At 51.2% G+C, this 19,263-nt stretch carries 20 protein-coding genes and 2 tRNA genes; 10 read left to right on the top strand and 12 right to left on the bottom strand.

Going from position 1 to position 19,263, the window contains the following annotated elements; all coding sequences use genetic code 11:
* Positions 1–113: 113 nt before the first annotated feature.
* From ACNA05_RS12300 to ACNA05_RS12290, 3 genes are read right to left on the bottom strand one after another with little or no spacing between them, the layout of a single operon-like run.
* On the bottom strand, positions 114–872 hold the full coding sequence (locus tag ACNA05_RS12300) for an ABC transporter ATP-binding protein (RefSeq protein ID WP_415811800.1): 759 nt from the start codon (positions 870–872) through the stop codon (positions 114–116).
* Positions 872–1,870, bottom strand: coding sequence for a FecCD family ABC transporter permease (locus ACNA05_RS12295; protein WP_415811799.1), 999 nt, complete (start codon positions 1,868–1,870; stop codon positions 872–874). Before ACNA05_RS12295 ends, ACNA05_RS12300 begins: the two co-directional genes overlap by 1 nt.
* Positions 1,867–2,757 carry an ABC transporter substrate-binding protein gene (locus ACNA05_RS12290; RefSeq protein WP_415811798.1) on the bottom strand — a complete coding sequence of 297 codons (891 nt, stop codon included), beginning with the start codon at positions 2,755–2,757 and terminating at the stop codon, positions 1,867–1,869. Before ACNA05_RS12290 ends, ACNA05_RS12295 begins: the two co-directional genes overlap by 4 nt.
* Before the next feature lie 247 nt (positions 2,758–3,004).
* On the opposite strand from ACNA05_RS12290, the gene ACNA05_RS12285 reads away from it, so the two are divergent.
* Entirely contained in the window at positions 3,005–4,264 is a 1,260-nt protein-coding gene (locus ACNA05_RS12285; protein WP_415811797.1) for a sensor histidine kinase, read from the top strand.
* A 14-nt stretch (positions 4,265–4,278) separates the two neighbouring features.
* Here the strand turns inward: ACNA05_RS12285 and ACNA05_RS12280 are convergent, their stop codons facing one another.
* Genes ACNA05_RS12280 through ACNA05_RS12265 form a run of 4 tightly spaced genes read right to left on the bottom strand, consistent with a single transcriptional unit; the run spans position 4,279 to position 7,076 of the window.
* Positions 4,279–5,091: an HpcH/HpaI aldolase/citrate lyase family protein gene (locus ACNA05_RS12280; protein ID WP_415811796.1), complete on the bottom strand. Its 813-nt coding sequence runs from the start codon at positions 5,089–5,091 to the stop codon at positions 4,279–4,281.
* A gap of 2 nt (positions 5,092–5,093) precedes the next feature.
* Positions 5,094–5,747, bottom strand: a complete 654-nt coding sequence (locus ACNA05_RS12275; protein WP_415811795.1) for a CoA transferase subunit B — start codon at positions 5,745–5,747, stop codon at positions 5,094–5,096.
* The gene (locus ACNA05_RS12270) at positions 5,747–6,460 is read right to left on the bottom strand and encodes a CoA transferase subunit A (RefSeq protein WP_415811794.1); all 714 of its coding nucleotides are present in this window, start codon (positions 6,458–6,460) and stop codon (positions 5,747–5,749) included. Before ACNA05_RS12270 ends, ACNA05_RS12275 begins: the two co-directional genes overlap by 1 nt.
* Positions 6,453–7,076 (bottom strand): TetR/AcrR family transcriptional regulator, encoded by a 624-nt coding sequence (locus tag ACNA05_RS12265; RefSeq protein WP_415811793.1) that lies wholly within the window; start codon positions 7,074–7,076, stop codon positions 6,453–6,455. Before ACNA05_RS12265 ends, ACNA05_RS12270 begins: the two co-directional genes overlap by 8 nt.
* 82 nt (positions 7,077–7,158) lie before the next feature.
* Between ACNA05_RS12265 and ACNA05_RS12260 the strand changes: the two genes are divergently transcribed.
* The 4 genes from ACNA05_RS12260 to ACNA05_RS12245 all read left to right on the top strand — a co-directional run bounded on the left by ACNA05_RS12260 (position 7,159) and on the right by ACNA05_RS12245 (position 12,455).
* Positions 7,159–8,742 carry a carboxyl transferase domain-containing protein gene (locus ACNA05_RS12260; protein ID WP_415811792.1) on the top strand — a complete coding sequence of 528 codons (1,584 nt, stop codon included), beginning with the start codon at positions 7,159–7,161 and terminating at the stop codon, positions 8,740–8,742.
* 2 nt (positions 8,743–8,744) lie between these two features.
* Positions 8,745–10,619 carry an acetyl/propionyl/methylcrotonyl-CoA carboxylase subunit alpha gene (locus ACNA05_RS12255; RefSeq protein ID WP_415811791.1) on the top strand — a complete coding sequence of 625 codons (1,875 nt, stop codon included), beginning with the start codon at positions 8,745–8,747 and terminating at the stop codon, positions 10,617–10,619.
* A gap of 190 nt (positions 10,620–10,809) precedes the next feature.
* Positions 10,810–11,979 (top strand): isovaleryl-CoA dehydrogenase, encoded by a 1,170-nt coding sequence (locus ACNA05_RS12250; protein ID WP_415811790.1) that lies wholly within the window; start codon positions 10,810–10,812, stop codon positions 11,977–11,979.
* On the top strand, positions 11,979–12,455 hold the full coding sequence (locus tag ACNA05_RS12245; RefSeq protein ID WP_415811789.1) for a MaoC family dehydratase: 477 nt from the start codon (positions 11,979–11,981) through the stop codon (positions 12,453–12,455). The genes ACNA05_RS12250 and ACNA05_RS12245 overlap by 1 nt, the downstream gene beginning before the upstream one ends.
* Here ACNA05_RS12245 and ACNA05_RS12240 read toward each other — a convergent pair.
* Both ACNA05_RS12240 and ACNA05_RS12235 read right to left on the bottom strand, forming a co-directional pair.
* Positions 12,452–13,816 carry an NAD-dependent succinate-semialdehyde dehydrogenase gene (locus tag ACNA05_RS12240; protein WP_415811788.1) on the bottom strand — a complete coding sequence of 455 codons (1,365 nt, stop codon included), beginning with the start codon at positions 13,814–13,816 and terminating at the stop codon, positions 12,452–12,454. The genes ACNA05_RS12245 and ACNA05_RS12240 overlap by 4 nt on opposite strands.
* Before the next feature lie 835 nt (positions 13,817–14,651).
* Positions 14,652–14,727, bottom strand: a tRNA-Val gene (locus ACNA05_RS12235).
* Between the two features lie 87 nt (positions 14,728–14,814).
* Here ACNA05_RS12235 and ACNA05_RS12230 point away from each other — a divergent pair.
* The 5 genes from ACNA05_RS12230 to ACNA05_RS12210 all read left to right on the top strand — a co-directional run bounded on the left by ACNA05_RS12230 (position 14,815) and on the right by ACNA05_RS12210 (position 17,129).
* Positions 14,815–15,171: an MmcQ/YjbR family DNA-binding protein gene (locus tag ACNA05_RS12230; RefSeq protein ID WP_415811787.1), complete on the top strand. Its 357-nt coding sequence runs from the start codon at positions 14,815–14,817 to the stop codon at positions 15,169–15,171.
* A 78-nt stretch (positions 15,172–15,249) separates the two neighbouring features.
* A tRNA-Asp gene (locus ACNA05_RS12225) sits at positions 15,250–15,326 on the top strand.
* A gap of 407 nt (positions 15,327–15,733) precedes the next feature.
* Positions 15,734–16,045, top strand: a complete 312-nt coding sequence (locus ACNA05_RS12220) for a hypothetical protein (protein WP_415811786.1) — start codon at positions 15,734–15,736, stop codon at positions 16,043–16,045.
* A 102-nt stretch (positions 16,046–16,147) separates the two neighbouring features.
* The gene (locus ACNA05_RS12215; RefSeq protein ID WP_415811785.1) at positions 16,148–16,585 is read left to right on the top strand and encodes a hypothetical protein; all 438 of its coding nucleotides are present in this window, start codon (positions 16,148–16,150) and stop codon (positions 16,583–16,585) included.
* Positions 16,586–16,595: 10 nt separating this feature from the next.
* Positions 16,596–17,129, top strand: coding sequence for a hypothetical protein (locus tag ACNA05_RS12210; protein ID WP_415811784.1), 534 nt, complete (start codon positions 16,596–16,598; stop codon positions 17,127–17,129).
* Between the two features lie 210 nt (positions 17,130–17,339).
* Here ACNA05_RS12210 and ACNA05_RS12205 read toward each other — a convergent pair whose 3' ends face one another.
* The 3 genes from ACNA05_RS12205 to ACNA05_RS12195 all read right to left on the bottom strand — a co-directional run.
* Positions 17,340–17,801, bottom strand: a complete 462-nt coding sequence (locus ACNA05_RS12205) for a DUF2214 domain-containing protein (protein ID WP_415811783.1) — start codon at positions 17,799–17,801, stop codon at positions 17,340–17,342.
* Between the two features lie 23 nt (positions 17,802–17,824).
* A complete protein-coding gene (locus tag ACNA05_RS12200) occupies positions 17,825–18,205 on the bottom strand; it encodes a DUF6152 family protein (protein WP_415811782.1) in 381 nt (126 codons plus the stop codon).
* Positions 18,206–18,425: 220 nt separating this feature from the next.
* The coding region (locus ACNA05_RS12195; RefSeq protein ID WP_415811781.1) for a S16 family serine protease at positions 18,426–19,263 on the bottom strand (838 nt) is incomplete at its 5' end.

The raw sequence follows: 19,263 nt of genomic DNA, 5'->3' as shown, positions 1-19,263 counted from the left end.
TAGGCTGGGCCGTAGTATAAATTTTCTGAACGAAGTGTGAAACAAAACGAAAAAACTACTAATGCGGCGTTAACTATTTTCAAATCGTAACAAACCGCCTCACAAAATAGCGTTTACAGCGCTCCTTCGATCACGACTTTTGTTCCGTCCACACGGCTTTTGACGCCGTAAATCTGGGCGAGACGTTCTTCGGTGAGTGTCTCCTCAGGGGTTCCTTGAGCTTGAATTCGGCCGTCTTTCATCCAAATAAAACGGTCTGCATATTTCGCGGCCAATGCTATATCGTGAAGCACGACTAACGCCCCCTGTCCGTTACGGACATATTTCTTGAGTAAATCCATCACGCGGAATTGGTGACGGGGATCAAGGGCCGCCACAGGCTCATCTGCAATCAGTAGCGGGGCCTGCGCGGCAAAGGCCCGTGCGCAATGAACCCGCGCTAACTCGCCGCCTGAAAGCGTATCCGTTTTTCTATGGCTTAGGGCGGCAATATCACAAGCGTCTATGGCGGCATCCACGGCATCGGCATCTTTCGCTTTCAGCCGCCCTAGACTGGCGCCATGCGAATAACGCCCCAAAGCAACGACATCACGAACCGTGTTAGGCCAAGCTAGGGGCCGAATTTGCGGCAGATAAGACACTCGTCTCGCCCTTTGCATGGGCGACAGAGTCTGAACCTCATCCTTGCCTAGCGTGACATGTCCCTCTGCCGGTTTGGATAGCCCTAAAGACGCCCGCAGCAACGTTGTCTTACCCGCGCCGTTAGGCCCCAGCAAAGCCACCAACTCGCCGGGTTTCAATTTGAAAGACGCATCTTTGACCAAGGTCACGCCCTGCGCCCGCACAGTGATGTTTTCTGCTTTCAAATTCATTACGGCCCTGCCCCTCTCCTTTGCCGCTTCATCGCGATCCAGACAAATGCCGGAGCCCCAAAGAGAGCCGCCACGACGCCGAGCTTTAACTCTGACTGGGTAGGAACAAGCCTGACGCCAATATCGGCGACGACCAGAAAGACGCCCGCCAATAACGCAGATGGGATAAGCGATCGCGCCGGGTCATGACGCACAAAAGGGCGTACGATATGCGGCGCCACAATGCCGACAAAGCCGATAGCCCCCGCCAATGAGACAGCGGCGCCAGTCGCCAGACCAGCTCCAAGCACGACATAGATTCTCTGACTTTTAAGATTCACGCCTAGTCCGCTTGCCGCCTCTTCGCCCAAGGTGAGTGCAGAAAGACCGCGGCGGGATAAGAAAAGTATAAAAAATCCCAAGAATAAAAATGGCGCCGCCAAACCAATATCTTCGAAACTTCGATTGGCGACTGAGCCCAATGTCCAGTTGATCAAATCAAATAGAGAAAACGGATTAGGCGACAAGTTTAGTAGCAAGCTCATGACCGCTCCCGCGAAACTGGAAAGCCCTACCCCGACAAGGATAAGCGTTACGACCGACTTCGTTCGGATAGCAGCCAAAGCAATGATCGCCGTCGCAATCAGCGCCCCAACAATCGCGGCAATGGGAAGGAGCCACGTCTGAGTCCCGATAAGTCCGTAATAAAGCACGAAACTGGCTGTCAGAGAGGCTGTCGCCGAGACCCCTAAGACCCCTGGCTCCGCCAAAGGGTTTCGCAGCAGCCCTTGTAGCGCTGCGCCGCTGGCCCCGAGAGCCGCCCCGACAATGAAAGCCGCAAGCGCACGCGGAAGGCGGATTTGCCAGATAACAAGGCTATCCGTGACGTCTCCTTGACCGACTAAAGCGGCAAGGACCCGGCCCCACGCCATCGGCGTCGTCCCGAGCAGACAGGCCGCAAAAATCGCCATGACTGAAATCAGTATCAGGAATGGACTCAGGTAACGCGCAGAAGTCACAAATCGCCCTCAATATACTGACGCGACGCCAAGGCCTCTATACCGTCTACGGTAAACCATCCGCCGCAAGACATGACTGCTCCGCTTATAGCCACCGTTGGAAGCGTGTTTATTTGAGCCTTCGCAATAGGGTGGCGCATGGCGCTCCATTTATCTCTCGAGCGATCATTAGTATCGAAAAAAGCAGCGGCGACCATATCCGGTTGCTCATAAGCTAATCTTTCGAGAGGTAAAGATCGCCAGCCCGGTTCGGATTGAAAGTTTTCCAAGCCTGCCGCAGTCAACATTTCATCTACCAAGGAACCGGGCCCGCTCGTCACGCCTGAAGGCGTCATATAAAGGGCGCGGTTGCCTTCAATATTGATATCTAGGGCTTTTAGGCGGGCTTCCATATCTGACACTATATCCTCGCCGTGTTGCGGCACGCCGAGTCCTTTTGCCATTTCGCGCGTCACGCGTTTAATCCCGGCCAAATCCCCCGCCCAGCCAACGTTTAGTACAGGGACGCCGGCTTGTTCAAAAAACTTTGCCGCATTGGGGCCGCCGCCATAAGATCTGACGACGAGATCCGGTTTGAGTATGAGAACGTCTTCTGCGCTGGATCTGACGCTTTTAAGGCCTTGCGCCTTTAAAGCCTCAGCCTGCTCTTGCATGTAAGAAAAGGGCTTATCCGCATCAGGCGAAACGGCCAGAATACGATGAGGCTCCACCATTTTCAGCACATATTGATCCGCACAATAATCCAGGCTGACAATACGTTGCGGCTGGGGAGACGGCGTGCCTGAAATCGAAGGCTCTGAGACGTAACTATTGACCGCCCGAGTATTATCGCAACCAGAAAAGGCAAGTCCTATAAATATAATCGATATGACGTATTGGAGGTTCATCTTCGCTGTCATAGCGCAAACGGCATTTAAAGAAACCCAAACTCTTAACACTGAAAAAAGAGATACTTTCTCGGCCGGTTGCTTAAACCTTAAGAAAAAAAAGAATTTGTCTTTGCGCCTAAAGTCAGCTTTACTCAGTTTAAATCCGGCGCATTCAAATTCTTCTACCTTTTAAACTGGCCCCTTATAGATAACCGCAAGATCGGATGAGTGTATTTAGGGCCGTTATGTATTTAGGTGACTGATAATGAATAAACTACTTCCCGCCATATTAGTCGTCTTTGCCATCATACTGGGAAGTATGGCATGGACGACCTTTGAGCTTTCCAAAACCTTTGACAGTGAGGCTCAAGCCAGAGAACAAGCGCTGAAAACCACTGAAATCCTCTACCACCTCCGACGTATTAGAAGGTCGGCGCTAAATGCGGAAACGGGTCAGCGCGGTTATCTCCTTTCGGGCGATGATAGTTACCTAGAGCCTTACAATCAAGGGAGAACAGAATATCAGGAATCGTTTGACGCTCTAAATGATATTTTAGAGGACCAGATGACTCTTCTACAGATGGAACAGATTCCGCTCATTGAGCAAGCCGTCACAACAAAATTTACCATCATGGAAAAAACGATTAATTTGGTAAAAAGCGGTCAGAAAGTCGCCGCCATGGCGGTGGTCAATACAGATCGCGCGGACGAAATTATGACGGAAATGCGAGACGGAATCCAGCTATTGATTGATGAAGAAAGCGAGATTTTGAGAGAAGCCATTGCCACCGCAGACCAACGGGATCGCCGGGCGCAAAGCTACTTAAAATGGATACTTTCCTTGGTGCTGGCCATGTTAACAATCGCCATATTTCTAATATGGCGGGCTGGGAAACTGGTCAGCGCTCAAGCGTATATCGTGGATTTGAAAGAGGCTAATGCCCGAACGGAATTAGTTGCCGGAGAACTTAACCACCGCATTAAAAATCTTTTCGCGATTGTCTTGTCTATCGTTCGGAATACGGGGCGTATGGAAACAGACGTTAAAACGGCCAATGACAAAATTCAGAGCAGAATTATGGCTCTGTCACAAGCTCACGAACTCACGATATCGAGACACGGGACAGATCACGCAGATTTACAAACTCTGATACAAAAAGTCATGGAACCGTATGTTTCTGACAAAAACATCCTCCTCCTGTCCGGCGATTCAGTGGGGATTAAGGCGGACAAAATTACGCCGTTTGGACTTATACTTCACGAACTCACCACAAATGCCGTGAAATACGGCGCGTGGATTGATGACGTGGCCGGGACAATTCAGATTGAAACAAAGCGGCTCTCTCAAGACTCCGCATCCCTCACTTGGACAGAGTCAGGCGGTCCGGAAATCAATAATGACGTGACAAGCAAAAAAGGCTTTGGCTCTCGCATGATTCATTTAAGCGCAAGCCAGCTCGGCGGAACAATAGAAACGCATTACCGGCCTGAAGGGCTTTTTGTTCAAATTGACTTTGAACTATAATCGATGAGCTTGACTTAGGATATGTAAGTCAGAACCCGACGGGCACGTTTTACAACGGGTTCCTCAATGAATTTTCCGTCCAGCAGAACAACATTTCCATTCGCTTCTTCGTAAGCCGCGACAACCCTTTGAGCATATGAGATTTCATCATCCGTAGGCATGAGAGCAGAATGAATGCGCTCTATCTGCGCCGGGTGAATGGCGCTGCGGGCATGGATGCCGAGCGCTTTGGCCTGAAGCGTTGTAGCCTCGCAATCCGCGAGGTCTCGCACATGAATATGCGGCGTATCAAAGAGCTGTACATCATAGGCAGCCGCTGCGGCGACAAGCTTACATCTTGCAAACAGATGGGTCTCCCACGCCAGATCGCAATCGACTTCACCGGCATAATCAATTGCCCCATACATTCCCACTGACACACGTGGATGAGAGAAAATTTCCTCAGCATTGATCAGCCCTAATGCGCTTTCAATAATCGCAAAAAACGGCCCCAGTTTTTCGGGCAGCCTTTTAGACAGGCTGTCCAGCTGTTCTTTTGACGCGACTTTAGGAATCATCACGAAAGGAAGGGTCAATCCGCTCTTAGAAAGGGCGGCAATATCTTTTTCCCCGACCTCTGTATCGAGGCCATTAATGCGAAGACTTACGTTTCTATGTTCGGTCCTTGAAAGCCAGTTCAGAACGCTCTCTCGGGCAGCGTCCTTTTCAGATGGCCCGACAGCGTCTTCCAGATCGATACAGACCAAATCCGCTCCGGCCTGACAGGCTTTTTCAAATCTGTCTTCGCGGTTACCAGGTACGAATAATTGGGATCTATAATAAGTCATATCTAATCGTAGACTACATCCGCTTCGGTTTTGTCTTTGATCTCCGCCAAAGTCACGCCCGGAGCCATCTCTTTTAGGCGGAACCGTCTCTGGTCCCCTTCACGATTGAAGACGCCGAGGTCCGTAATGATCATGTCGATACAGTCTTGGCCCGTTAGGGGCAGAGAGCAACTTTTGAGGAACTTGCTCTCGCCGCGTTTATTGGTGTGATCGAAAAGGGCGATACATTTCTTGACGCCTGCGACGAGGTCCATTGCCCCGCCCATGCCCTTGACCATTTTTCCGGGGATCATCCAGTTTGCGATGTCGCCGTTTTCTGCAACTTCCATCGCGCCCAAGATAGACAAATCGATATGCCCGCCGCGGATCATGGAAAAGCTCGTCGCGCTGTCGAAGAAGCTCGATTTTGGTAGTGTTGTGATGGTCTGTTTCCCGGCATTGATCAGATCTGCATCTACCTCGTCCTCGGTCGGGAACGGGCCCATGCCGAGCATACCATTTTCAGATTGGAGCGTAACATTCACCCCGTCCGGAATGTGGTTTGCCACGAGTGTAGGAATGCCAATGCCGAGATTGACGTAAAATCCGTCTTCGAGCTCTTGAGCCGCCCGCGCGGCCATTTGGTCTCTTGTCCATCCAGTTTTCTGCTCAGTCATTACACGGCCTCCCGCACTGTACGTTGTTCGATACGTTTCTCACATTCTGCTTGCACAATCCGCTGAACGAAAATGCCGGGAGTATGAATGGAATTTGGATCCAAAGATCCGACCGGCACGATTTCATCCACTTCAGCCACCGTCACTTTCCCGGCCGTAGCCATCATGGGTGAGAAGTTGCGCGCTGTGGCTTTGTAAATCAGATTGCCTTCCGCGTCGCCTTTCCAGGCTTTGACAATTGACACGTCGGCTTTCAGCCCCGTCTCCATAATGAAGGTCTCGGTTTCGCCCTCCATATTGGTAAAGTCTTTATGCTCTTTCCCTTCGGCGATCATCGTGCCGACACCGGTTTTAGTATAAAAGCCCGGAATGCCCGCGCCGCCTGCCCGAATGCGTTCAGCCAGTGTGCCTTGGGGGTTGAATTCTAGCTCCAACTCGCCGCCGAGATATTGGCGTTCGAACTCTTTGTTCTCGCCCACATAAGAGCTGACCATTTTCTTGATCTGCTTGGTTTCCAATAGCTGACCGAGACCAAAACCGTCCACACCCGCATTGTTGGAAATAACCGTCAGGTCTTTCGCACCGCTGTCACGGAGCGCCGCGATGAGGTTTTCCGGAATACCGCAAAGACCAAACCCTCCGCTCATGACGGTCATTCCATCTTTGCAGAGGCCTTCCATCGCCTCTTCTGGTGTGTTGAATACCTTATTCATCAATCTCTCCTATATCGGCCGCGATTCCAGACCTAAGCTGTTTCACGAAATGATCGGCAATATCGTCTCCCTTTAACCGACCTTCGCTGTCATACCAAGCGTTGAGCCAGTTAAGTGCCCCCATAAAGAAAAAGACCTGCAAGCGGGCATCACCTCGTTGAATGGAGCCGTCTTTTTGACCGGATTTTACAAGTTTAATAACTCGTCTCTCAATTTTACCCCGCCGCGCCAGAATTTGTTCCCGGCCTTTCCCTGATAGGCTGTCGACGTCGGTCAGCAAGGAAACGCCGGATTGCGTCAACAGACTCACGAACTCCCGAAAGACATTTTCCAGACATTCAAGCCCGTCCTCGCCTGCTTGAGGTCTCTTTAAAATGGCCTCCATCGACTCATAAGCCATAAGATGTGATTCAAACAGGATCTCTTCTTTATTGCGCACGTAGTAATAAAGCGCCGCCTTGGTCAGCCCCAGTGTTTTGGCAATATCGACCATGGAGGTGTTATGATAGCCACGGCGACGAAACGCGCTCGCCGCGGAAAGTATCACCGCCCGTCTCTTGGCCGCAAATTGCTTATCCCGGTCAAATGGAGCTTTTATGGTCGCTGAGGCGTTCATGAAATAAAGCCATATCACTTCAATAAATTTGACTCAAGGTTCAAATTTTAATACACGGGGTCAAACAAATTTACAGGTCACCATGATTCAGTCTAAAATCAACACCGACAGTTCCGACTTCCGCGCCAATTCCGAGCATATGGAAAGCCTCGTCGCCGATCTTAGAGAAAAGGTTGCCAAGATCGCCGAGGGCGGGTCGGAGCGCGCCCGAAAAAAACATCTGGATCGCGGCAAACTCCTTCCGCGGGAACGCGTTGAACGCCTCCTCGATCCCGGGACGCCCTTTCTCGAACTCTCCCAAATGGCCGCCTATGATATGTATGAAGGCCAAGTGCCGAGCGCCGGACTAATTTGCGGCGTGGGCCGCGTGGCCGGCCGCGAAGTCATGATCATTTGTAACGATGCCACAGTGAAAGGCGGCACCTATTACCCTATGACCTGCGCGAAACAGGCGCGCGCGCAGGAAATTGCGAAAGAGAACCGCCTCCCTTGCATCTATCTGGTCGATAGCGGCGGCGGAAACCTGCCTAACCAGGCAGAAATTTTCCCCGGCAAAGACGACTTTGGCGCCTGTTTTAACAATCAGGCCAATATGAGCGCCCAGGGCATTGCTCAGATTGCCGTTGTCATGGGCAGCTGCACCGCCGGCGGCGCCTATGTTCCGGCTATGGCGGATGAGAGCATTATTGTCGCCGATCAGGGCACGATTTTCCTCGCTGGCCCCCCTCTTGTCGAAGCGGCCACGGGCGAAAAAATTGAAGCTGAGGACCTTGGCGGCGGCGCGCTTCACGCCAAAACCTCTGGTGTAGTCGATCACCTCGCCGCAAATGATGCCCACGCGCTCCAGATTGCAAGAGAGAGTATCAAAACGCTTGGCGCAGCGAACCCGAGCTACCTCCCCGACCCCGTCGAACCTCCGGCTTACGACGAAAGCGAACTTAACGGTATTGTGCCCAAAGATGCAAAGCAGCCTTACGACTGCCGAGAGATTATCGCGCGTATTACTGATGGTTCCCGTTTTCACGAATTCAAAAAAGATTTTGGCGAAACGCTGGTTTGCGGTTTTGCAAAAATTCACGGCTATCAGGTCGGCATTCTCGGCAATAACGGTGTTCTTTTCTCGGAAAGCGCTGTTAAAGGCGCGCATTTTGTCGAGCTTTGCTGTCAGCGGAACATCCCCCTCATCTTTCTTCAAAACATTACAGGCTTCATGGTCGGCTCCAAGGCTGAAGCCGGCGGCATCGCCAAACACGGCGCTAAAATGGTCCATGCCGTGGCCTGTGCCAAAGTGCCGAAATTTACGGTCGTGGTCGGCGGATCCTACGGAGCCGGAAATTACGGCATGTGCGGCCGCGCTTACGGCCCCCGCCTCATGTTTATGTGGCCCAATGCGCGGATTTCCATCATGGGCGGCGAACAAGCCGCCAGCGTTCTGGCCACCGTTGCTCGCGGCTCCGAGGGCTGGAGCGAAAAAGAAAAAGAAGACTTCAAGAAACCCATTCGGGAAAGATTTGAAAGAGAAGGTCACCCCTATTTTGCGTCGGCCCGTCTCTGGGATGACGGCATTATCGCGCCGACAGATACGCGCCGCGTTCTGGGCCTCGGCCTCGCAATGGCGGCAAATGGGCCTCAAGAGGAGACACGTTTCGGCGTGTTCCGTATGTAATTATGTCGAAGCAAATCAGAAAAATTCTCATCGCCAATCGCGGCGAAATCGCCTGCCGAGTTATCAAAACCGCCCGCAAGATGGGCCTTGCCACGGTCGCCGTCTATTCCGACGCAGATCGCAGAGCGCTGCATGTTCGCCAAGCCGACGAAGCCGTTCATATTGGCCCGTCCCCGGCGAATGAAAGCTATCTTGTCATCGACAAAATAATTAGCGCCGCTGAAGAAACAGGGGCAGATGCTATCCATCCGGGTTATGGTTTCTTGTCCGAAAACCCTGCTTTTGTTCGGGCTTGTGAAAAAGCCAAACTGACATTTATCGGTCCGAAGGCCGAGAGCATGGAAGCGATGGGCCTCAAAGACGCCGCCAAGAAATTAATGGACGAAGCGGGCGTTCCAACGACCCCCGGCTATCTCGGCGAGGACCAGGACCCGAAAGTGCTGAAATCCAAGGCGGACGAAATCGGCTACCCCGTCCTCATCAAAGCTGTCGCCGGCGGCGGTGGTAAGGGCATGCGTAAGGTTGATGCCTCAAAGGATTTTGACGCTTCCCTCGCCTCCTGCCAGCGCGAAGCCAAATCCTCTTTCGGCAATGATGAAGTCCTGATCGAAAAATATATTCTAAGCCCGCGCCACATAGAGGTGCAGGTTTTTGGCGACACTCACGGGAACGTTGTTCATATGTTTGAGCGCGATTGCTCCCTCCAGCGCCGCCATCAGAAAGTCATCGAAGAAGCCCCTGCCCCCGGCATGACCGAGGACGTTCGAAACGCCATGACCAAGGCGGCAGTCGACGCCGCGAAAGCCGTCAATTATGTCGGGGCCGGCACAGTTGAATTTATCGTGGACGGCTCTGGCGCGCTCAAGACAGACGGCTTCTGGTTTATGGAAATGAATACCCGCCTACAGGTGGAACACCCCGTGACAGAAATGATTACGGGACTTGATCTGGTCGAATGGCAAATCCGCGTTGCGCAGGGCGAAAAACTGCCCAAGCAGGACGAGATTAAAATGGAAGGCCACGCGATTGAAGCACGGCTCTACGCCGAAGATCCGGCGAATGACTTCCTGCCAAGTGTCGGGGATCTCACGATATTAAATATGCCAACCCGTAACCGCGTGGATACAGGCGTTGAACAGGGCGGCGAAGTGTCCCTTCACTATGATCCGATGATTGCCAAAATGATTGCGGCGGCCGACACACGTGCCAATGCGATATCAGCTCTGGAAGATATGTGCCGCGGCACGGGCGTATTCCCGATCAAAACAAACGCGCGTTTCCTGGCAAATTGCTTGGCTCATCCAAGATTTATTGCCGGTCAGCTTTCCACCAATTTTATCGCGGATGAAGGTGACGATCTGTTTTACGACGACACTTTGCAGGAAGATATGGAAAGCCTGTCTTTCGCGATGGCGCCTAAAGCCACAAGTGCCGACTTTGGCGTCACAGATGGCTGGCGTCTCAATCAGCCGCCGCGTGAGACCTTTACCCGTACTCTAAACGGCGAAGACCTGACCTTACGGATTACACCCACAACCCAAACTCTCAAAAGCCACATCAAACGTGTTCCTCTGCCTAAAGGGGATGTGGTATTTGTCGACGGCCTGAGTTACCTATTGGAGAACATGGCGGCAGGCGCTGCAGATGCTGTGGGCGGCAACGCTCTCACCGCCTCTATGCCCGGCAAAATTATCGCTGTGAACACCAAACCCGGCGAGACGGTCTCCGCAGGCGATCCGCTCATCGTGATGGAAGCTATGAAGATGGAAATGACCCTCGAAGCGCCGCGCGACGGCACCGTTGACGAGGTAAAATTCAGCGTCGGAGATTTGGTAAGCGACGGCGAAGTTCTACTGACGCTTGAGGACGAAGAGTGAGGCTTTCCTTCAACGAGTTCCTCCACCGCGAAAGCGGGGGAGGTGTCCGACAGGACGGAGGGGGTGCAACGCGTCTGCGTTGCCCAACAAACCTTTGGCCTCAATCGTTTCGCCTAGCCCCTCCGAGCCCTTTGGGCCCACCTCCCCCGCCCCGGCGGTGGAGGAAATTTTAAAGACGTGAGATTTTAATATGACAACCAATTACCCAACGCTCCAATTCGGCCTCTCTGACGAAGCTAAGATGATCCGCGACAGCGTGCATCAATTTGCGCAAGCGGAAATCGCTCCTAGAGCCGCCGAAATTGACGAAACAAATAAATTCCCGCGCGATCTCTGGCCCAAAATGGGCGCGCTTGGCCTCCATGGCATCACCGTCGGCGAAGAAGATGGCGGAACCGGTCTCGGTTATCTAGAGCACACTATTGCCGTTGAGGAAATCAGCCGGGCCTCTGCCTCGGTCGGTCTGTCCTATGGCGCGCATTCTAATCTTTGCATCAACCAGATCCGCCGCTGGGCAAATGAAGAGCAAAAGGCCAAATTCCTGCCTAAACTTATTAGCGGCGAACACCTTGGCTCCCTCGCCATGAGCGAGCCGGGCGCAGGCTCTGACGTGGTTTCCATGAAGCTCAAGGCCGAAAAGCAACAAGGCGGCTATCTGCTCAACGGCAATAAAATGTGGATCACCAACGCGCCGACCGCGGACGCGCTTTTGGTCTATGCCAAAACGGATCCAAATGGTGGCTCCAAAGGCATTACAGCCTTTCTGATCACTCCGGATATGGAAGGCTTTTCGACAGCACAGAAGCTTGACAAGCTTGGTATGCGCGGCTCTGACACCTGCGAACTCGTCTTCGAAGACTGCTTTGTCTCCGAGGAAAACGTCGTCGGCAAAGTCGGACAAGGCGCGGAAATTCTGATGAGCGGTCTGGATTATGAACGCGTTGTTCTGTCCGGTATCGGCGTCGGTATTATGCAGGCCGTGATGGATGTGGTCTTGCCTTATATCCACGAGCGCAAACAATTCGGCAAAGCCATTGGAGAATTCCAGCTTATGCAGGGCAAGCTTGCCGATATGTATGTTTCGCTCTCTACGGCCCGCGCTTATACTTACGCCGTCGCCGCCGCCTGTGACCGCGGCGAAACTACCCGTAAAGACGCGGCTGGCTGCGTGCTTTACGCGTCTGAACGCGCGACGCAGATTGCGTTGGAAGGCATCCAAATGCTGGGCGGTAACGGGTATATCAACGAATATCCTACAGGCCGCCTGCTCCGCGATGCCAAGCTGATGGAAATCGGCGCAGGTACATCCGAAATCCGCCGCTGGCTTATTGGCCGCGAGCTATTCGGAGAAACGAAGTAATGCCAAATCAAATCGTAGGCGGTAAGTGGTTTGATGAGCTTGAAGTTGGTCAGGTATTTAAACACCCGATCCGTCGCACTTTAACAGAGACGGATAATATCCTTTTCACGTCCATGACGCACAACCCGGCTCAGCTCCATCTGGACGCTGATTACTGCGAAAAAGAAACCGAGTTTGGCAAACCTCTCATCAACAGCTTATTCACGCTCGGCCTCGTTATCGGAATTTCGGTACATGAAACCACGATGGGCACGGCTGTTGCGAATTTGGGCATGGACAATGTCAAATTCCCCAACCCTTTATTTGCCGGAGACACAATTCATGTCGAGACGGAAATAACAGGCCTGCGCGAGTCTAAATCACGGCCAACCCAAGGTATCGTTTCATTCGAGCATCGCGCCTATAATCAAAATGACGAGCTTGTCTGCTCTCTAGAGCGCTCCGGCCTTCAGCATAAAAAGCCGAAATCCGATTAAGCAATACTAACGGTTTTGACGTTGCAGAAGGCGCGAATGCCTTCTGCCGCCAATTCACGTCCATAGCCTGAGCGTTTGATTCCGCCAAAGGGAAGACGCGGATCGGACGCGGTCATGGAATTGATGAACGTCGCGCCCGCCTCGATTCGCGTGATGGCTTTTTCCTGTTCGGCCTTGTCTGTGGTCCAAACCGACGAGCCCAACCCAAACGGGGACTCATTGGCAATACTAATGGCCTCGTCCAAGCTCTTCACCTTGAACAGCAACATCACCGGGCCAAAGATTTCTTCGTGGTAAGCGTCAGAGCTTTCCGGAATGTCTTCAATTATGCCGGGCTTGAAGTAATACCCGTCTCCATCAATGGCTTCCGCGCCTGTGACACGTTTGGCCCCGTCCTTAATCGCGTTTTCGACCTGTTTTGCAATCGTATCGCGGCCGTCTTTATTGACCAGCGGTCCAATATCCGTGTCCTCCTTCATCGGGTCGCCAATATTGAGCGCTTCGAACGCTTCGACAAAACGGGACTTCACATCGTCATAGATATCCGCGTGGACAAAGAATCGTTTCGCCGCGATGCAGCTCTGACCATTATTTTGGGTCCGCGCCGTCGTCCCGACTTTTACAGCCTCTTCCAGATCCGCGCTCGGCATGATGATGAAGGGATCAGACCCACCCAGTTCCAGGACGGTGGGTTTGATTTCTTCCCCGCAAATGGACGCCACTGACGCGCCCGCAGGTTCGGAACCCGTCAATGTCGCCGCTCTGACCCGGTCATCCCGCAGGACACGTTCTACCTTGGAGCCGCCGATAAGGAGAGCTGAAAAGGCCCCGTCCGGAAATTCGGCGCGTTTGAAGATATCTTCTATCGCCAGAGCGCATTGCGGGACATTTGACGCATGTTTTAAAAGCCCTGTATTCCCCGCCATTAAAGCGGGGGCGGCAAAACGCATGACTTGCCAGAACGGATAATTCCACGGCATTACAGCCAAGACAGGACCAAGCGGCAAATATTTCCGGTAAGATTTGGACGCGCCGCTCTCTATCATCTCGTCGGCCAGGTAGTCCTCCGCCGTATCAGCGTAATGCCGACAGACCCAGGCGCATTTCTTAGCCTCGGCTTTCGCGCCCTTGAGCGTTTTACCCATTTCCAGCGTCATGATTTCACCTAAGCGCTCGGCTTCGTCTTCTAAAATATCCGCCGCTTTATTCATCGCCTTGGCGCGTTTTTCGAACGACCAATCCCGTAAAACTTTATGCGCTGCGAGTGAAGCCTTTATCGCCTCGTCCACCTGAGCGTCAGTGTGAGCCTCAAAAGTTTTCACGACTTTACCAGTTGCCGGGTTTTGCGTCTTAATAGTCATAATTGCCTCACTTTATTGGATGGCGCTAAGTCTTATAGGTTAGCTTACGTCAGCCCGTCAGATTTGTTGCAAAGTCGAGGCGGTGTCGAGGGACATAAAGTGCACAGGTCTCAAACAAAGCTGACCGATATAATGGACGCCCTATTTCCAAGTCCACATCCAGCCAGTTTAACGCCCCGAATGTCATAAACAGGCTCCAAAGCCGCAATAAGCTTCAAAACTAGCCCAAGGCAAATTTCATCTGGAAAGCAGTCCTTGGTTTTATTTTTTGCCAATTTTCTGCGGAATTTTTGAAACTTTTTCCTCTGAAGCGCTTTTATTACAGGAATAAGACAGTTTTATTACAGAGGAGCTACACATTTCGATTGCAAGTGCGACGCTATTGTGATAGTTTTATGACAACATGATAACAGATTTATTACATATCCCATTGGTTAACACCTCCGAGTCCCACAAAATTAAAACCGTGGAAGAACTCTCACCCCTAGAATTATTTGCTATGGGTGTTGCCGCTGCGCTGATCTCCAGTACGGCTGCTATCCTCATCGGTGTTACCTAAGTAGAGACTTCTGCCACGCTGACATTAGCCAGCAACGTTGACGCATGTCACGTTGCCTAGAGCCGTTTTGATGTAGGCCTGATTTCTTTCGAATAGGTTTTTTCAGGCATACCGCTAAATTTGGGTGCCTGGTTAGCATTTAATGCTACCGACCGATCGGCCTGAAACGGCTGGCCGGTTTTTGCGTTTTCCTTCCCCCTTCAAAGTTGAAACGCGCAAGCGTGGCCCAGCAGCAATAAGCGCTCTTGAGCCGTACAGATTTCAACGATTGGAAAATGGTGGGCGGTAACGGGTTCGAACCGCTGACCCTCTCGGTGTAAACGAGATGCTCTACCAGCTGAGCTAACCGCCCTCTTCAGGAGCGGCTAGATAGGCCAATCTATAGGGTGACCGCAAGGGAAGACTTCACATTTATGCAAAAAATTCTTAGATTCGAATCATGGCCTTGTTTGACGCGATATCCGACTTCGCCCTCTCCCTGCCCGGCGCCTATATGACGGAACAATGGATGGGCTCACATGTGTTCAAAATATCGGATGACAAAATGTTTTGCGTCCTTCGGCCCGGCAAACCGAACATGCTTATCAAGCTCGGCAGTATAGAGAGTCGGGAGCTTTTGATCGAAGCTGGCGTAGCTGAGATTCACACGCATATGAAACGCGGAAGCTGGGCGGATTTACTGACAGATAAATTGGAAAAAGACGACATTCTTGCCCGTGTGGAAGAAAGTTACGCCCTTGTTCGCTTTGGGCTGACAAAGGCCCGACAGGCCGCCCTGCCGCCCTATCCCGGATAAAACGAAAATAACTGCAAAACACATAAAACAAGCGTTGACGCATTCGGTCTCGATAGCTAAAGCCCCTCTCACATCTTAGCGGGTGTAGCTCAGTTGGTTAGAGCGCCGGCCTGTCACGCCGGAGGCCGCGGGTTCGAGTCCCGTCACTCGCGCCATTTCCCCGGAAATGGAAGATAAAAACAGCCCGGCCCATGGCCGGGTTTTTTGTTTTCCGGTAATCTTTATTCGTTCTGCGACCCCATAAACTGAGTTATCAGGGCAAAATACTCCGGCAACACTGTTTCAAATTTAACCGCCACTATTTTGAAGGATCAAACTACCCAACATTTAGATCTTTCGACTTTGGCGCGGTCAAAGAAACTGGCTCGAATACGTTAGAATTTTTCAGCACTTCCTTACCTAGAATAAATTTCATTTTATTATAATTACAGTGGCTAAATGGCGGGAGTAGTAATAGAGATTTTAACATTTCCTTGACTATTTAATTTTTATTTTCCTTGACTCACCTCCTACCAACCGCAATCCCTCACGTATAAATACAATCTATAGTAACAGGCAAACAATGAATATATTAGGTAAAGCTTTATTAACAACAACCTTTCTTTTGGTTCCTTTCACGGCTAGTTCGCAAACTGGCGGAGGTACTACTGGAGGGACGGATGGGTTGAACGGCGCAGATAATTATGTGGTAGATAACTTTTCTAGAACTCGTTTTGATTATACTAATGCCACGCATTTGGGAGGCGGAATGTGGAGTGGTATCGATCAAGTTATTGTGGTCGCGACTATAATAAGACCGCATGAAGCTCCGTCATACGAAGACTATCTATTTGAAAATTGGGATGATCTAGCGGATCTCAACGTACTGGCTTAGATTCAGGATGAGATAACGGATTTCGAAAACCCTGAAGATTGCAGCCAAACATTAGGCCTCATTGATTTCTTTCGAGATATTTTGAACGAAATGGAATTCCAAATGGGTGAAGACCTAGAAAACGAGTATGGCACTCTTTTAGTTCAGGATAACGGCAATACTATTTTTTATAAGAACGGCTTCTATACTAACAATGATCCCTACGGCGTCGCGCATCCTATAACTTCTGTAAATGCTCCGAGTGTCGTTTCTGTAGTTCATAACCATCCGCGCCAAGGGTCAATATATGCCGATATAAACCTAGAATATAGATATCCTTCTGTAGATGATTGGGCAGCAGCAGATGCAACGGTCGCCTTAGGTGCTGACCCAAATGTTCTTACTATGACGGTTATAGATCCTTGGGGAGATGCAAGGGTATTTGAATATTCAGATAGGAACTTTTACCTTAACCAAGGCGTAAGTTCTCGGGAAAATGGTGACAGTTTGCCGCCAAAAGTTCCTGAGGATGCCGACTTGGGCGAATGTGTAAAATTATAAAGAAGTGACTATGATAGACAAAATTTTATTGGCTTGCGCTGCTGCCCTATTGATTTCCGGTTGTGCCTCCGCAGGTTCTGAACGCCCAACGTCAAGAAGTTCTGCATTAGAGAGAATGGACACCTCACCTTTAAATTTTGTGGATAGGTCTTCCAAATTAAGCCTTTTCACCGACGCTATAATTGGTGGCGGTAGCAGTGGCGGTTTCTTTGCCGTTAACCCACACACTATATCCTATGCCTTTGATTGTTCCGGAAATGATTATTTACTTAATTTCTCCTCTGCACCTGAAGGAAAAGAATTCGGTACCCGACTGACAGAGATGTTGAAAAACAACAAAAATCTTAGTGCGGAAAAAGCTGATGAGATCAATCAAAGTTTGTCGCGTGCAGAATTGGTTGGACCTGTTGGCTTAAGGTGCTCAGTGAAGGAAAGCAGCGGTCAAATAAGATTAACTATAGGTTTGGCCTTGAGGGATACCGAAACCTATACTTATAAATTTACTAAAGAGAATCATGTCTTGAATGCAGAAGACTTTAGCTAAACACCCTCTAGTTTTCTCCAAATTTTAACCGCTAAAGCACCGCTTTCAAAGTTTTCTGATACAAATGTTTCGTGCAGCTAGCTTCGATTGATTAATCGTAAAAGGATGGCGATCCACAACGAGGCTGAGCAAGGCGTTCAAACATGCGGGATTTTTATGGCGACTGCGGAGTAGAGCTTGTTCAAATTGTTCAGCATGACAGGCGATAAATTAGGCCATGAACGCAATCAGTTGGCCGCAAATAAGGGCCCCTGCCCAGCAGAAAATGGAGACGGCACCCATGACCATTTGTTGTCGTCTATCGTCATTGTGCAGGCTCCCTCTCGCATGCGCCAGAAGCGCCGCCAAGAACCCGAGACTAACTAAAGCCAGTTTTACACGAAATATGCCCAGTGCAACGTATTCATTGGGACGGACAGAAAACAATAAAATACCCGTAATTACCGCAAGGGCGAGCCCGACAGCGGCAATTCGCGGTAGAGCATAACTGAACGGAGCGATAGGAACTTTCCGCCAGAGTCCCATGAGCCGTAGGTCGAGAGTAAGAACACTTCCGAAGAGAATGGAAATGCCGAATATATGTGCCGTGTTAACGGCCGCAAACCCCCATCGGGAATTGCGTAAATAAGTCGCTATATCGGTTTGCGCGAGCGATTCCAGAATGGGCTGCATGACAGAACGAAACGGCCGCCTTGTTAATCTCTATCTGGATAAAGCTCGTATTCGCGATCATCAATATAGACACGTTCGGCTTTGAGAAGGCGCTCGCTCTCATCGGAAGACGGCTCCCCAATGAACCGGATTTCCTTTCCTGGAGCATAATCCTCATCGGTCAGCCCCGCCCGCTCATTGCGCCAGGGTTGGCCCACCTCTACCGTCCAGATTTCACCATTAACCTCCACCTTCAAAATCCCATGCGGATTGCCGAGTTTTGATTCCGTAATGGTCCCGGTGAGTTCAATATTACCGCCAGTGCTCCAGGCCCATCCATGATGCGCAGAAGCCGAGAGCGGAAGAGAGCTCACGAGAACAGCAAACAGTCCAATTATCATGGTTTTGGAAAATAAATTTTTCATACTGTCCTCCTGACGCTGTCTTCACTGAGATTGTCGCCTTAGTCTTAATTATTACAATCACAGTTATAGATTGTTGATCATACGTCTTTAACCCCTTTGCGTTCCGATGCCTCTAACATCGCTCTCTTCGCATGAGAAATTCACTCCACGGGGAGGCAAATAAGGGGAGGCAAATAAAAAGCCCGCCGAAAGGCGGGCTAGAGGTAGGTGTCCAGAGAGATTAGTGGGTGGCCCCACCGCCCAAAGCGGGATCGGTAGCCTGCGTGCCCATGATAATTCCGGCGAGCGCCGCCTTATCGCTGGCGGTCCATTCAATCTTGGTCGGCTCACGCGTTAAGGCATGTTCGAGGACTTCATCCACCAGGCTGACAGGAATAATTTCCAAGGCAGATTTTACTGACTCTGGGATGTCGGCCAGGTCTTTTTCATTTTCCTGCGGGATGAGAACGGTTTTGATACCGCCGCGCAATGCCGCCAAGAGCTTTTCTTTCAAGCCGCCAATCGGCAGAACGCGGCCGCGAAGGGTCACCTCACCCGTCATGGCAATATCACTGCGCACGGGAATTTGCGTCAGCACGCTCACCATGGCGGTCACCATGCCGATACCGGCTGACGGGCCGTCCTTGGGCGTGGCGGCTTCGGGGACATGGACGTGGATATCTGTGCTGCGGAAGACGCGCGGACTGATGCCCAGCTCGGGCGCCCTCGCCTGCACATAGGAGTTGGCGGCCGAGATGGATTCTTTCATCACGTCTTTCAAATTCCCTGTGATCTTGACGCCGCCTTTACCCGGCATGGACAAGGCCTCAATCGTAAGAATGTCGCCTCCTGTTTCCGTCCAGGCCAAGCCGGTCACCGTCCCGACCTGATCCGTTTCATCAGCACGCCCATAGCGGAATTTTTTCACGCCCAGTAAGTCGCCGATATTCTCTGACGTCACATCTACAGATGTCGCTTCATTGGAAACAATTTTCTTTAGGGATTTACGTGCCAATCTAGCGACTTCGCGTTTCAGGCTCCGCACACCGGCTTCCCGCGTATAGTAACGGACGATATCT

The organism is Litorimonas haliclonae, assembly GCF_965138505.1.
Classification (GTDB): Bacteria; Pseudomonadota; Alphaproteobacteria; order Caulobacterales; family Maricaulaceae; genus Litorimonas; species Litorimonas haliclonae.
This window is presented reverse-complemented; position numbering and strand designations above follow the sequence as displayed.